At 42.9% G+C, this 14,103-nt stretch carries 12 protein-coding genes and 1 pseudogene; 7 read left to right on the top strand and 6 right to left on the bottom strand.

What is annotated here, in order from left to right; all coding sequences use genetic code 11:
• The first annotated feature begins 19 nt into the window (after window positions 1–19).
• The 3 genes from MKY50_RS10015 (at window position 20) to nrnB (ending at window position 3,715) form a co-directional block, all read left to right on the top strand.
• Window positions 20–802, top strand: coding sequence for an enoyl-CoA hydratase (locus tag MKY50_RS10015; protein WP_213420269.1), 783 nt, complete (start codon window positions 20–22; stop codon window positions 800–802).
• Window positions 803–812: 10 nt separating this feature from the next.
• The gene (locus tag MKY50_RS10010; protein WP_341116573.1) at window positions 813–2,348 is read left to right on the top strand and encodes an acyl-CoA carboxylase subunit beta; all 1,536 of its coding nucleotides are present in this window, start codon (window positions 813–815) and stop codon (window positions 2,346–2,348) included.
• Window positions 2,349–2,515: 167 nt separating this feature from the next.
• Window positions 2,516–3,715 carry an oligoribonuclease NrnB gene (nrnB, locus tag MKY50_RS10005; RefSeq protein WP_015251991.1) on the top strand — a complete coding sequence of 400 codons (1,200 nt, stop codon included), beginning with the start codon at window positions 2,516–2,518 and terminating at the stop codon, window positions 3,713–3,715.
• A gap of 48 nt (window positions 3,716–3,763) precedes the next feature.
• Here the strand turns inward: nrnB and MKY50_RS10000 are convergent, their stop codons facing one another.
• The 3 genes from MKY50_RS10000 to MKY50_RS09990 form a co-directional block, all read right to left on the bottom strand.
• The gene (locus MKY50_RS10000; protein WP_003231529.1) at window positions 3,764–4,360 is read right to left on the bottom strand and encodes a DedA family protein; all 597 of its coding nucleotides are present in this window, start codon (window positions 4,358–4,360) and stop codon (window positions 3,764–3,766) included.
• 72 nt (window positions 4,361–4,432) lie between these two features.
• Complete coding sequence (gene galU, locus MKY50_RS09995) at window positions 4,433–5,326, bottom strand: UTP--glucose-1-phosphate uridylyltransferase GalU (RefSeq protein WP_277737176.1); 894 nt, start codon at window positions 5,324–5,326, stop codon at window positions 4,433–4,435.
• A 6-nt stretch (window positions 5,327–5,332) separates the two neighbouring features.
• A complete protein-coding gene (locus MKY50_RS09990) occupies window positions 5,333–5,779 on the bottom strand; it encodes a GtrA family protein (protein WP_167408187.1) in 447 nt (148 codons plus the stop codon).
• A 594-nt stretch (window positions 5,780–6,373) separates the two neighbouring features.
• On the opposite strand from MKY50_RS09990, the gene xynD reads away from it, so the two are divergent.
• Window positions 6,374–7,915, top strand: a complete 1,542-nt coding sequence (xynD, locus tag MKY50_RS09985) for a glycoside hydrolase family 43 protein (protein ID WP_213385474.1) — start codon at window positions 6,374–6,376, stop codon at window positions 7,913–7,915.
• Window positions 7,916–8,045: 130 nt separating this feature from the next.
• A pseudogene (gene xynC, locus MKY50_RS09980) lies at window positions 8,046–9,303 on the top strand (glucuronoarabinoxylan endo-1,4-beta-xylanase XynC).
• Window positions 9,304–9,561: 258 nt separating this feature from the next.
• On the opposite strand, the gene MKY50_RS09975 reads toward xynC, so the two are convergent.
• From MKY50_RS09975 to MKY50_RS09965, 3 genes are all read right to left on the bottom strand, one after another.
• A complete protein-coding gene (locus MKY50_RS09975) occupies window positions 9,562–9,825 on the bottom strand; it encodes a YnfE family protein (RefSeq protein WP_003231535.1) in 264 nt (87 codons plus the stop codon).
• Between the two features lie 67 nt (window positions 9,826–9,892).
• The gene (gene eglS, locus MKY50_RS09970; protein ID WP_341116571.1) at window positions 9,893–11,392 is read right to left on the bottom strand and encodes an endo-1,4-beta-glucanase EglS; all 1,500 of its coding nucleotides are present in this window, start codon (window positions 11,390–11,392) and stop codon (window positions 9,893–9,895) included.
• Between the two features lie 302 nt (window positions 11,393–11,694).
• Window positions 11,695–13,092: an alanine/glycine:cation symporter family protein gene (locus tag MKY50_RS09965; protein ID WP_116316104.1), complete on the bottom strand. Its 1,398-nt coding sequence runs from the start codon at window positions 13,090–13,092 to the stop codon at window positions 11,695–11,697.
• A 496-nt stretch (window positions 13,093–13,588) separates the two neighbouring features.
• On the opposite strand from MKY50_RS09965, the gene MKY50_RS09960 reads away from it, so the two are divergent.
• Both MKY50_RS09960 and MKY50_RS09955 read left to right on the top strand, forming a co-directional pair.
• Window positions 13,589–13,942 carry a hypothetical protein gene (locus MKY50_RS09960; protein WP_003245190.1) on the top strand — a complete coding sequence of 118 codons (354 nt, stop codon included), beginning with the start codon at window positions 13,589–13,591 and terminating at the stop codon, window positions 13,940–13,942.
• A gap of 25 nt (window positions 13,943–13,967) precedes the next feature.
• Window positions 13,968–14,093: a hypothetical protein gene (locus MKY50_RS09955; protein ID WP_003231548.1), complete on the top strand. Its 126-nt coding sequence runs from the start codon at window positions 13,968–13,970 to the stop codon at window positions 14,091–14,093.
• Window positions 14,094–14,103: the final 10 nt, after the last annotated feature.

The following is a 14,103-nucleotide window of genomic DNA, read 5'->3' as shown; positions in this document are numbered from 1 at the left end:
AAAAGGGAGGACGCATACAATGGGAGATTCTATTCTTTTTACTGTTAAAAATGAACATATTGCGTTGATCACCTTAAACAGGCCTCAGGCAGCAAATGCTCTTTCAGCGGAAATGCTTAGAAACCTGCAAATGATTATCCAGGAAATTGAATTTAACTCAAACATCCGTTGCGTCATCCTCACAGGCACCGGTGAAAAAGCGTTTTGTGCAGGGGCAGACCTAAAGGAACGGATAAAACTGAAAGAAGATCAGGTTCTGGAAAGTGTATCTCTCATTCAAAGAACGGCGGCTTTACTTGATGCCTTGCCGCAGCCGGTCATAGCTGCGATAAATGGAAGCGCATTAGGCGGCGGACTAGAATTGGCATTGGCATGCGACCTTCGAATCGCAACTGAAGCAGCTGTGCTGGGACTTCCGGAAACAGGGTTAGCTATTATCCCGGGCGCTGGAGGGACCCAAAGGCTGCCCCGGCTGATTGGCAGAGGAAAAGCAAAAGAATTCATTTATACAGGCAGACGCGTGACCGCACACGAAGCAAAAGAAATCGGCCTTGTAGAGCATGTCACGGCTCCTTGTGACCTTATGCCAAAAGCAGAGGAACTGGCCGCAGCCATTTCTGCCAACGGACCGATCGCTGTCCGTCAGGCTAAATTTGCAATCAATAAAGGATTGGAGACAGATCTTGCTACAGGCCTTGCGATTGAACAAAAAGCGTATGAACAAACCATCCCGACAAAAGACAGGAGAGAAGGGCTTCAGGCCTTTCAAGAAAAAAGACGGGCCGTATACAAGGGAATATAAAAGGGAGGCAATGCTGATGGATTATGAAAAGGAACGAACAGAACGGGCTGAACGGATTCGAAAAGGCGGAGCGGAAAAGTATCATCAAAGCAATCGGGAAAAAGGCAAGCTCTTTGTCAGAGAGCGGCTTTCCCTTCTCTTTGACGATGACATTGAGCTAGAAGACGCTTTTTTTGCGGAATGTATGTCAGACGGGCTTCCCGCTGACGGAGTTGTAACCGCTATTGGCAAAATCGGCGGCCAAACCGTTTGCGTCATGGCGAATGATTCAACAGTGAAAGCGGGGTCATGGGGAGCAAAAACAGTTGAAAAAATCATCAGAATTCAAGAAACCGCCGAAAAATTAAACTGTCCGCTCATTTATTTAGTCGATTCGGCAGGCGCCCGAATTACCGACCAAATCAATGTCTTTCCAGGGAGACGCGGTGCAGGAAGAATTTTTTACAATCAAGTCAAATTATCGGGACGCATTCCGCAAATCTGTCTGCTTTTCGGACCATCTGCAGCAGGTGGCGCTTATATTCCGGCCTTCTGTGATATCGTCGTTATGGTAGACGGTAACGCCTCCATGTATTTAGGCTCGCCAAGGATGGCGGAAATGGTTATTGGCGAAAAAGTGTCTCTTGAAGAAATGGGTGGCGCCCGTATGCATTGCTCAATCTCCGGCTGCGGAGATATTCTTGCAGAAACTGAAGAAGAAGCCATACAGCTGGCGCGGGCTTATTTGTCTTACTTTCCGGCAAATTTTCAAGAAAAAGCGCCCATTCATAAGAAACGCCCGCCAAAACACTTCGACACCCCGCTTGCCGACGTCATTCCGCAAAATCAAAACGCACCTTTTGATATGCATGAGCTGATTGAGCGGGTCATAGATGAAGACTCATTTTTTGAGATCAAAGCTTTATTTGCACCGGAATTATTGACGGGCCTCGCACGAATCCACGGACAGCCTGTCGGCATTGTTGCAAACCAGCCGAAGGTAAAAGGAGGCGTCTTATTCCACGATTCAGCAGACAAAGCGGCTAAGTTTATTACCTTATGTGACGCTTTTCATATCCCATTGCTGTTCTTAGCGGATATCCCCGGTTTTATGATTGGCACAAAAGTAGAACAGGCTGGGATTATCAGACACGGAGCGAAAATGATTTCTGCGATGTCGGAGGCAACTGTTCCAAAGCTCTCTGTCATTGTCCGAAAAGCGTACGGGGCGGGGTTGTATGCAATGGCAGGGCCGGCATTTGAACCGGATTGCTGTCTAGCGCTCCCAACCGCCCAAATCGCCGTCATGGGCCCTGAGGCCGCTGTAAACGCTGTCTACGCTAAAAAAATCGCCGAGCTGCCAGAAGAAGAGAGAGCCGCATTTATCAGCAGCAAACGGGAGGAATACAAAGAGGACATCAATATCTACCGTCTGGCTTCAGAAATGATCATTGATGCTGTTATCCCAGCCAATTCGCTGCGTGATGAGCTGGCAAAACGGCTCCAGGCATACATGACAAAGGAAATGACATTTACCAATCGAAAGCATCCAGTTTATCCAGTGTAAAAGCAAGAACTTAGGAGCGTAAAAAGCGCTCCTTTATATATTTACAATAACAACATTATGTCAACTAATTACATTTGCATAAAACGGTTGGTTTTTTAGAATAGTAAATAAAGGCTGCCGCACCTCTAGCGGCAATTGTCAGTTTATCATAAAAAGGGGCCTACATTATGTATCATTTATATTCACATAACGACTTGGACGGAGTAGGATGCGGAATCGTAGCAAAATTGGCGTTCGGAAAAGACATAGAGGTCCGGTATAACTCTGTTAACGGCTTAAACGCACAGGTGCAGTACTTTTTAGAAAAAGCGAAGGAGAGCAACAGACAGGACGCGTTATTCATCACCGATCTCGCCGTCAATGAAGAAAACGAAGAGAGATTGAATGAGTATGTTCATGCAGGGGGCAAAGTGAAGCTCATTGACCATCATAAAACAGCCCTTCATTTGAATGAGCATGAATGGGGATTTGTCCAGGTGGAATACGATGATGGAAGGCTCACATCCGCGACATCGCTTTTATATGGCTATCTCGTTGAAAATGGCTTCATGAAACCGACAAACGCCTTAGATCAATTCACAGAGCTCGTCCGCCAATACGATACATGGGAGTGGGAGCGGTACGATCAAAAACAGGCGAAGCGGCTTAATGATCTTTTCTTTTTGCTGTCAATCGATGAATTTGAAGCAAAAATGATCCAGCGCCTTTCCACGCATGACGAATTTTTCTTCGATGATTTTGAAGAAAAACTGCTTGATTTAGAAGACGAAAAAATCGAGCGCTACCTCCGCAGAAAGAAAAGGGAAATGGTACAAACCTTTGTTCACGAACACTGTGTAGGCATCGTTCACGCTGAATCGTACCATTCAGAGCTGGGGAACAGGCTAGGGAAAGATAACCCGCACCTCGATTACATTGCGATTTTGAGCATGGGGTCAAAACGAGTCAGTCTCCGCACCATTCATGATTACATCGATGTGTCAGAAATCGCCGGCCGATATGGCGGCGGAGGGCATGCAAAAGCGTCCGGCTGTTCAATAACCGATGAAGTATACGAGTTGTTTGTAGCTGAAGCTTTCCGTATTGATCCTGTACGGCCGGATGCCTTCCGTAACATCTATAATCTAAAGGGATCTGCGAATGGATCATTATATGAAAATCGCGCACAAATGAGATTTTTTCTTTTCCCTTTAGACAACGAATGGAATATTCAAATTAACGGAGAAACCCAAGACGAAACATTCGCAGCGTTTGAAGAAGCAGAATGGTTTATTAAGAGAAATTATGCCGCATCGCTTGTGCGGGATGAAGTGTTTGTTGCATTTTTAGCGGAGAATCTGAAGCTGGCAAATCAACATCGCAAGTAAAAAAATATGCATAGGGGAGCGTCAGTCACCCCTATGCATATCCGCTAGCTATCGTTTAAATATGGCTGTACGTTTCTTAATCACAAAATAAAGGGCTATCACGACAACAGCCAATATCATAATCGGTGTTGTATAAGTGCCCGCTATATTCTCAACATCATCCCACTGGCTTCCTAGCTGTATGCCTAAATAAACAAACAGAATAGACCATGGAATGATAGCAAGCACAGTCAGTACCACAAATTTGAGAAAAGGCATTCTGGCAATACCTGCCGGAATGGATATGGCATGTCTGACAACCGGTATAAAACGAGCCGAGAAGACAACTCCGGCGCCGTATTTCTGAAACCAGTTTTCCGACATGTCGATATGATGCTTTTTAATCAATAAATACTTCCCGTATTTGTCCAGAAATGGCCTGCCGCCATAGCGGCCGATCCAGTAAATAAAGATCTGGGCAATGGTGCCCCCGATAACACCCGCAATAATTGCGCCAATAAATCCAATCGTGCCCTCCGATACCATATAGCCGCCATAAGCTAATACAATCTCACTCGGAATGATTTCAATCATTAACCCAATCGCAATACCCGCATATCCCATGTTCGTCAGCCATGTTAAAATTTCGCTTATCAAACTGCCCACATTCTTCACAACCTGTCCTAATCTTTTTCACTATTATATGACTGATTGACGAGCAAGATGGTTACAATTTTTTTACCGCAGCATTTCTTTCGTTTCCCGTTTGATCACATCTTCTAAATAGGCCAAAAGCTGAGATCTCATTTCGGGACGTATTAAGCCGATTTCGGTGCTCGCTTTAAAACAGCCCAGCTTATCGCCAATGTCATATCGATTTCCTTCCAGCAACCGGGCATGGATCGGCTCCTTACGGCAAACCTCACGAAGCGCATCTGTCAGCTGAATTTCGTTGCCCGCGCCTCTGCCAATTGTCTTCAAAACGGAGAAGATCGAAGAATTCAGCACATAACGTCCCATTACTGCGATTTCCGAAGGTGCTTCTTCAGGAGAAGGCTTTTCCACTAAATCGTTCACTTCGTATACATGCCCTTGAGACCCTGATGTATTTATAATACCATATTTGCTGACATCCTCAGGGAGAACTGACTGTACACCGACAACCTCTGTGCCATAAACGTCATATACATCCATTAATTGCCGAAGAGCCGGTGTTTCAGACACCATAATATCATCACCTAAGAGAACGGCAAAAGGCTCATCTCCGATAAAATGCTCCGCACACAGCACCGCATGGCCTAATCCGAGCGGTTCTTTCTGGCGGATGTAATGAATGTTGGCCAAATCGGCAATCTGCTGCATTTCCTTAAGTGTCTCCGTCTTGCCTTTTTCCCGGAGATTGAATTCCAATTCCGCCGACCGATCAAAATGATCTTCAATCGAGCGTTTGTTTCTCCCTGTAATAATCAGTATATCTTCAATTCCTGACTCTGCGGCCTCTTCTACAATATATTGGATTGCTGGTTTGTCGACGATTGGGAGCATTTCTTTAGGCTGCGCCTTTGTCGCCGGCAGAAATCTCGTTCCTAAACCCGCTGCGGGTATAACCGCTTTTCTCACTTTTTTTCTCATTCATCTTCACTCCTGATCCTGTATGTTTTTCAGCGAATCTCCAAATACCCAGATTCGGTTTCCGATAAAATTCATCATCATTCCGCCGATAGTGGCGGCGAGCTTACTCACCAAAAGCGAGCAGCCGCAATTTTGAAACAAATAAAGTAGCAAAAAGGTGATCCCCGACGCGGCAATATTAATCATGAGAAAACGCACGACCTCTTTCCCGTCAGCCTTACGTTTCACACAAAACGTCCAATTCCGGTTCCACACATAGCTGTTGGCGATACCTGCAGTATAGGAGCAGATCTGCGCCGGCAGATAAGAGACATGACAAGCGGTAAGAAGAAAGAAGACACCAAAATCTATCAGCGTATTGCCGACGCCTACGGTGCAAAAACGGCCTAAGGTCTTTATTTTTTCTTTCAGCGTAACGGACCTCCCTTCATAAAAGATGCGAGTGGCAGTCATATTTGTTGATATGGATTACTATAGCGGACAGTGTTGAATAAACAATTAATAAAATATGAACAAAACATGAAAAAGCGGGTATACCGCTCAATAGTCTTATACTCTTGAAAAAAACAGCCGCATTGAACGGCTGTTTTTTGTGTCTGAAAACATACAAATATAAACGGAGTGTTAGCCCCATCTTATCAATGAATAAATGTATCCAGTTCCTTTGTAGAATCGAACACTAACTCCTCCAAAAGTTTCTATACACAATTTTTTTAATGATGTAGGATGTTAGATAAAGGGATATCTTGGATAATGATGTAATCTCCGTTCAATGTGATTAGTGGGAGGCCATGAACAATCCTGTCTTTTTATTTTCTGGACAATGGTCGCTAGGAATGGGGAAGTTTTTTTGAACAATTTTGAAGGAGTGGTGCGATCTCCTCGAAGAAAAGAGAGAATGGAGACACATGAAGATGAGCTTTCAGAACAACTGGGAACATTGCTAAACAGCTTCCGGCTACTTTATGCGTGCAATCTTCGTGACCTGTTGTTATCAAATTCCAAAAGAAAATCCCCCATTTTAAGGAAAAAGGAGGATGTGAAGTGATGAGGAAAAAGTGTAGCGTATGTTTATGGATTCTAGTTTTATTATTGAGCTGCTTATCTGGGAAGTCTGCGTATGCTGCCACTAGTACTACAATTGCAAAACATATAGGGAATTCAAACCCGCTTATCGACCATCATTTGGGAGCGGATCCGGTTGCGCTGACCTATAACGGAAGAGTCTACATCTATATGTCAAGTGATGACTATGAATATAATAGCAACGGAACAATTAAAGATAATTCATTTGCCAATTTGAATAGAGTATTCGTCATATCTTCAGCGGATATGGTGAACTGGACAGACCACGGAGCCATTCCGGTAGCAGGTGCCAATGGAGCTAATGGAGGCCGTGGAATTGCAAAATGGGCAGGTGCGTCATGGGCACCGTCAATCGCAGTAAAAAAAATCAATGGCAAGGATAAATTCTTCCTTTATTTCGCAAACAGCGGCGGAGGTATCGGGGTTCTCACCGCAGACAGCCCGATTGGTCCATGGACCGATCCAATCGGAAAACCGCTCGTAACGCCTAGTACGCCAGGAATGTCTGGTGTTGTATGGCTTTTTGATCCGGCAGTATTTGTAGATGACGACGGAACCGGTTACCTGTATGCCGGCGGAGGCGTTCCTGGCGGTTCAAATCCAACGCAGGGACAATGGGCCAATCCTAAAACGGCAAGGGTCATAAAATTAGGGCCTGATATGACGAGTGTTGAGGGAAGTGCATCTACAATTGATGCGCCTTTCATGTTTGAAGATTCCGGATTGCACAAGTATAACGGAACATACTACTATTCCTATTGCATCAATTTCGGCGGCATGCACCCGGCCGATAAACCCCCAGGTGAGATCGGCTACATGACCAGTTCAAATCCCATGGGTCCCTTTACATATAGAGGGCACTTCCTGAAAAATCCGGGTGCATTTTTCGGAGGCGGCGGAAACAACCATCATGCTGTTTTCAATTTTAAAAACGAGTGGTATGTGGTGTACCACGCGCAAACTGTCAGTTCCGCTCTGTTCGGGGCCGGCAAAGGATACCGTTCTCCCCATATTAATAAGCTGGTGCATAACCCAGATGGATCCATCCAAGAGGTAGCAGCAAATTATGCAGGTGTAACACAGCTTTCCAATTTGAATCCTTATAACCGGGTAGAAGCTGAAACGTTTGCTTGGAATGGACGCATTTTGACAGAGAAGTCCACAGCACCCGGCGGGCCAGTAAATAATCAGCATGTAACAAGCATTCAAAATGGAGACTGGATTGCTGTAGGAAATGCAGACTTCGGAGCGGGCGGTGCCAGGTCATTTAAAGCAAATGTAGCATCCACTTCAGGCGGGAAAATAGAAGTGCGCCTCGACAGTGCTGATGGTAAGCTTGTTGGAACTCTGAATGTACCTTCCACAGGTGGAGCGCAAACGTGGAGAGAAATAGAAACTGCAGTAAGCGGGGCAACCGGTGTGCACAAAGTATTCTTTGTATTTACCGGAACAGGTACAGGAAACTTGTTTAATTTTGATTACTGGCAGTTTACGCAAAGATAGGACTCGTAATGGGACCGCTTAAAAACGAGGCGGGTGAAGTACGAGCCATCACCGGAACAGCCCGCCATTATGGATATGCCATGCAGATTTTTTAATACCGTAAAAGACACATGACGAAGGAGAGGAATAAATGATTCCACGCATTAAAAAAACAATTTGTGTATTATTAGTATGTTTCACTATGTTGCCAGTCATGTTAGGGCCAGGCGCTACTGAAGTTTTGGCAGCCAGTGATGTAACAGTTAATGTATCTGCAGAGAAACAAGTGATTCGCGGTTTTGGAGGGATGAATCATCCGGCTTGGGCTGGCGATCTTACAGCAGCTCAAAGAGAAACTGCTTTTGGCAATGGACAGAACCAGTTAGGATTTTCAATCTTAAGAATTCATGTAGATGAAAATCGAAATAATTGGTATAAAGAGGTGGAGACTGCAAAGAGTGCGGTCAAACATGGAGCAATCGTTTTTGCTTCTCCTTGGAATCCTCCAAGTGATATGGTTGAGACCTTTAATCGTAATGGTGACACATCGGCTAAACGGCTGAAATACAACAAGTACGCAGCATCTTAACGATTTTGTTACCTTCATGAAGAATAATGGTGTGAATCTTTACGCGATTTCGGTACAAAACGAGCCTGATTACGCTCACGAGTGGACGTGGTGGACGCCGCAAGAAATACTTCGCTTTATGAGAGAAAACGCCGGCTCAATCAATGCCCGCGTCATTGCGCCTGAGTCATTTCAATACTTGAAGAATTTGTCGGACCCGATTTTGAACGATCCGCAGGCTCTTGCCAATATGGATATTCTCGGAACTCACCTGTACGGCACACAGGTCAGCCAATTCCCTTATCCTCTTTTCAAACAAAAAGGAGCGGGGAAGGACCTTTGGATGACGGAAGTATACTATCCAAACAGTGATAACAACTCGGCGGATCGATGGCCTGAGGCATTGGATGTTTCACAGCATATTCACAATGCGATGGTAGAGGGGGACTTTCAAGCTTATGTATGGTGGTACATCCGAAGATCATATGGACCTATGAAAGAAGATGGTACGATCAGCAAACGCGGCTACAATATGGCTCATTTCTCAAAGTTTGTGCGTCCCGGCTATGTAAGGATTGATGCAACGAAAAACCCTAATGCGAACGTTTACGTGTCAGCCTATAAAGGTGACAACAAGGTCGTTATTGTTGCCATCAATAAAAGCAACACAGGAGTCAACCAAAACTTTGTTTTGCAGAATGGATCTGCTTCAAACGTATCTAGATGGATCACGAGCAGCAGCAGCAATCTACAACCTGGAACGAATCTCACTGTATCAGGCAATCATTTTTGGGCTCATCTTCCAGCTCAAAGCGTGACAACATTTGTTGTAAATCGTTAAGAGCACAAAGACACTCATAAATAATAGAGTGTCTGAATTGGCGATTTTCCGATTGGGAAATCGCTTTTTTATTTTGTTGCTGAATTACAGGAAGAAGAAAGGATGTACATAAAAACAGCAAAGCTTTAATCTTCATCTTTTCTAGTTTACATAATATATATTCTAGGAAGTAAACAAAATAAATAAATTTCTGTCTCAATATCAAAGTATACTTAAGTTAGTGAGACAGAAATTGAAATTTTACTGCTGAATGACAAATCAAAAAAATGGTGTTGTCAATCCATAATAAACGGCTTCTAAATCTTCCAGCGTCATATCGCCATATGCGCATTTGATAACAGAATCAGCAAACACATCATAGTCATAATCTGTAGAAAATCCTTGCTGCAGCTGTTTTTCGTAAACTTCGATCTGATCTTTTTGATGCTGGATGTCTTTTTCCTTACCTGGATAGTCGGGACCATTTATCATATTACTCATTTTTTTATACAGCACCATATACTGTTTCAGTATTTCATCCACAACGCAAACCTCCTATTAGATGATAAAAACGGACATCGTTACTGATGTCCGCCAAAAAAAAGCTTAACTAATTTGGTTCTGTTCCCCAAATCAGTTTTCCTTGATCATATAATGTGATTTTTTTCGTTGTTTTAAACGTATTTGATTTGAAAAAGGAATAATCGCCGCTTTGTGCATAATTGCTCCAGTCATCATTGTGAAGACGGAGCTGAATATTCCCTGTGCTTGCTCCCGGTGCCAACGTTCCGTTTTTAAATCCAAGTTCCAGATAGGTATCTGCACCTTGCTTTGGTTTATGCAACGTCACAAACTTGTGTGTCACATTGCCGCATCCAATCTGCGCGTAGTCACAGTCAACGTTTTGGCCTTTGTTTTTCGCTTTATACCAGTAACGGGCAGTGACATCTTTTAAATCAACCGTGGTATTGCCGTTATTTTTTATTTGAAGCTGCGGACGGATTTGGTTGCTGTTCATACTCCCATCCCCTGCTCTGTACTGTACAGAAATACCATTTTCCTGTGTGGGTTTATCTTTTGATGGCGTTTCAGGAATGTCCTTCGTCGAATCTTTGGTGCCGAGAATGTTTTCTCTAACGAATGTTCCTGAAGCAGATAAATCTGACAACCGCCAGCCGCCTGTTTTAGATGCCCCCGGCTTTAAAGCTGAGGATGATTCCTGCTTATCAGAAAGATTCCAGTTCACCCAGCTGATGGTCTTGCTGTCGAGATATTTCAGCCATTCCCTCGATTGATCAAGGAATACACCGCCATTGCCAGACGCGTCGCTTGTTCCCCACTCTGTCACAAAAATAGGTGCTCCTTTGCTGAGTGCATAGTTTGCTTTATCCCGTAAAAATTGGCCGTGTGTGCCGGCATAAAAATGAAGTGCGTACATAACGTTTGCATCTTTTAGCTGGTCATCGGCAGCATCATTTACATCCTGGCTCCATGTACCGGTTCCGACAATGATGATGTTGTCTGGATCATTTTTGCGGATAACGGAAATCACTTCTTCCGCATACGGTTTAATATCACGCTTCCAGTTCACATCACCGTTTGGTTCGTTTGCAATTTCATAAATGACGTTTGGCGTGTTTCCGTAAAGACTTGACATTTCCTTGAAGAATTCTTTTGCCTTCTCTTTATTTTGGTTTGGATTGCCGTCATTTAAAATATGCCAGTCAATGATGACATATATCCCAAGCTCTTTTGCCGCTTCAACCGCTTCTTTTACTTTATTTTTCACGGACGGGTTGTCAATATAACCGCCATCTGCCGTATACATCGCTGCACGGAAAACGGTGATACCCCAATCATCTCTCAGCCATTTTAAGCTGTCTTTATTGACAAATTCTCCATACCATTGCAATCCGTGTGAACTGATCCCCTTCAGCTGTACCGCTTTACCGTCTCGGTTAACGAGCTGTGTACCTTTTATGCTAAGCTGGCCATTCTTGGCTACTGGCGTTTTTGTCCCTGCTGCTGATGTCGGCGAAGCTATCATGCCGCCCATTGTCAATAACGTAATCAATAAACACGTAATAAAAATAGAGATTGACCGTTTCATATCTGATCTTTTCCTCCTTCGCATCATTTTGGCTCTCCACTTCTTATGAGCACGAACTCATTGTAAAAATCTTTCTCATGATTGTCTATCAACCTAATTTCTTGTTTTTGGGAGGTTTAAAAGCCTGTTAATTTGCTCTACCTCCAATGAATAAGACACACATGACACATATAGAACAAAGAAAACTGGACTGAATTGGGACTTTACACGTCATTTTTCATTCGAGTCGAAAAATTAAATTTATTTCCAATAATGAAAAAGCTGCATTCAACTATTGAATGCAGCTTTGTTTTATATTTAAATTATGCTTCTTGTTTCTCATCTTCCCATGTTTCAGCGTTTTTCAGCCCTGGGATGTTTTTCGCTTTAAACACAGGATCAAGTCCTTGCTTACGTTGTTTCGCGTAATCTTTATACACTTTGTAAGCAACGTTTGACAGCAGCGTAATCACAATTAAGTTGATCAGCGCCATGATACCCATAAAGAGGTCCGCCATATCCCAAACGAGCTGGAAGTCAGCTAAACAGCCATAGACAACCATAGCGATAACCGCAATGCGGTAAATATTCAGCCATGTCTTGCTTGTTTTAATAAATTCAATGTTTGTCTCGCCATAATAATAGTTTCCGACAACTGAACTAAAGGCAAACAAGAACATTGCAATAGCTATGAAAGTCGGTGTCCAGCTACCAATGTGGTGGTTTAAAGCAGCCTGTGTGACTTGGATGCCATCACCTTTTGGCGTTAGGCTGTATAGCAGTACGATAAACGCAGTGGATGTACATACGATAAAAGTATCAAAAAACACACCTAAGGTTTGGATAAATCCTTGTTTCGCCGGGTGCGAAACATGGGCTGTGGCAGCCGCATTCGGCGCGCTCCCCATTCCTGCTTCGTTTGTAAATAATCCACGTTTTGCACCAATAATAATGATGCTTCCTAATCCTCCGCCTACAACCTGTTCAACGCCAAATGCATTTTTGACAATTGTCGCGATAACGCCTGGGAAGGCAGTAATATTAGTGATAACTACATATAAAGCAATAAGGATATAGATACCGGCCATTACCGGAACAATCATTTGTGATACCGCTACAATTCGTTTTAAACCGCCAAAAATAATAAACGCAGTTAAAACAGCAAGAACAATAGCAACAACGGTTTTATTCACATTGAATGCTCCGTCTAATGCTCCCGCAATCGTATTCGTTTGAACAGCATTAAAGATTAAACCAAATGAGACAGTAATTAAGATTGCAAAAACAATGCCAAGCCATCTGGCACCAAGACCCTTTTGGATATAGTATGCTGGCCCTCCGCGGAAGTCTTCTCCGTCTCTCACCTTATAAAGCTGCGCTAATGTACTTTCGACAAAGCTTGAAGCCATGCCTACTGCAGCAACTACCCACATCCAAAATACAGCGCCTGGTCCGCCAGTCGCAATTGCTAAAGCGACACCAGTCAAATTCCCTGTACCGACTCGGGATGCAGCAGAAATAAAGAAAGCCTGCATAGATGAAACACCTTTATTTCCTACAGGCTTTTCACCTACGATTCTAAACATTTCAATAAAATATCGGAATTGGATAAAACCAAAACGAATAGTAAAAAATAAGCCGAGCCCTACTAAAATATAAACCAAAAAATCCCATATAAAGGCGCTCGGGATATTAATCAAATTGCTGAAAAAAGACTCCATTTTTACCTCCTGTTTTCTTCAATTCATTGTGAACCTCATTTTGATGTTAGTTTTTTTAACACAACGAGTATTATTATATCACAATATGACGAATTAGGAAGTTTTTTCGAGAACAATATTGTCATAGCCTGCTTTTACTCTTTTAGCCTCCTCTCTATTATTTTCCTATGAATAAGAACATCTTTAATAAAAATTAGCATTTGAAAAAGAATTCTCTTTTAAGATGTACAATTTCTTTTCCTTCCCTTTGATTCAGCTCATAAATAGTAATAAACCCTAAACACTAAACATATCATCTAAAATGTGTTTCATTCACATTTCAGACCGGGTATACATACGCTAATAAAAGAAGTTTTCTCTTTCAAAAATAAGCAAAAAGATATATACTTAACAAGGTTAAATTTATTTTTAAATTTAATAAATCAGGTTTACTTTTAGGATGGATTGGGGTATTATTATAAAAATATTCAGTAATATTAAAGGAGGGGGAGATCATTTGAAAAAAGTAACGATATTGAAAGCATCCATCTTATTCTTGGCGATTGCCAGTTTTCATTTGTTCTCAATTCCCCACGCCTTTGATATCGGCCATCATTATAAAGCCGTAGCCGACCAGCAGGAAATGCATGAGATGAAAGCCGGCCAAAATGCTGATGATGAGAAGAAATCCATCACAGGGGCATTTACGCTGACCGCTTTATGGGCAATGGCTGTTCTGCTGCTGACCGCTGAAAGCAAAAGTACGGGATACTCCCGCAGACGTCAGCGGAAAAAAAGCTTTATACTGGCCAAATTTTATCAATCGTCTTATTTCGGCAAACTTCATGTTCAACATCACCCGATTATGTAACGAAAATATGAGGAGGCTGTTAAACATGTTGTTTATCTTAAGAATGGTGATTTTAGGCTTATTTTCTTTCACAGCGCTGAATTTATTTGTATGGCAGGGGATTGAAGTCATTCATGCTGTAACAGATCTATTCACCAACCATGAAAGCTGATAAAAACAAA

Origin of the sequence: Bacillus sp. FSL R7-0685, from assembly GCF_038002425.1 — a bacterium.
GTDB lineage: Bacteria > Bacillota > Bacilli > Bacillales > Bacillaceae > Bacillus > Bacillus subtilis.
The sequence above is the reverse complement of the archived record's forward strand: the minus strand, read 5'-3'. Positions and strand labels throughout refer to the sequence as shown.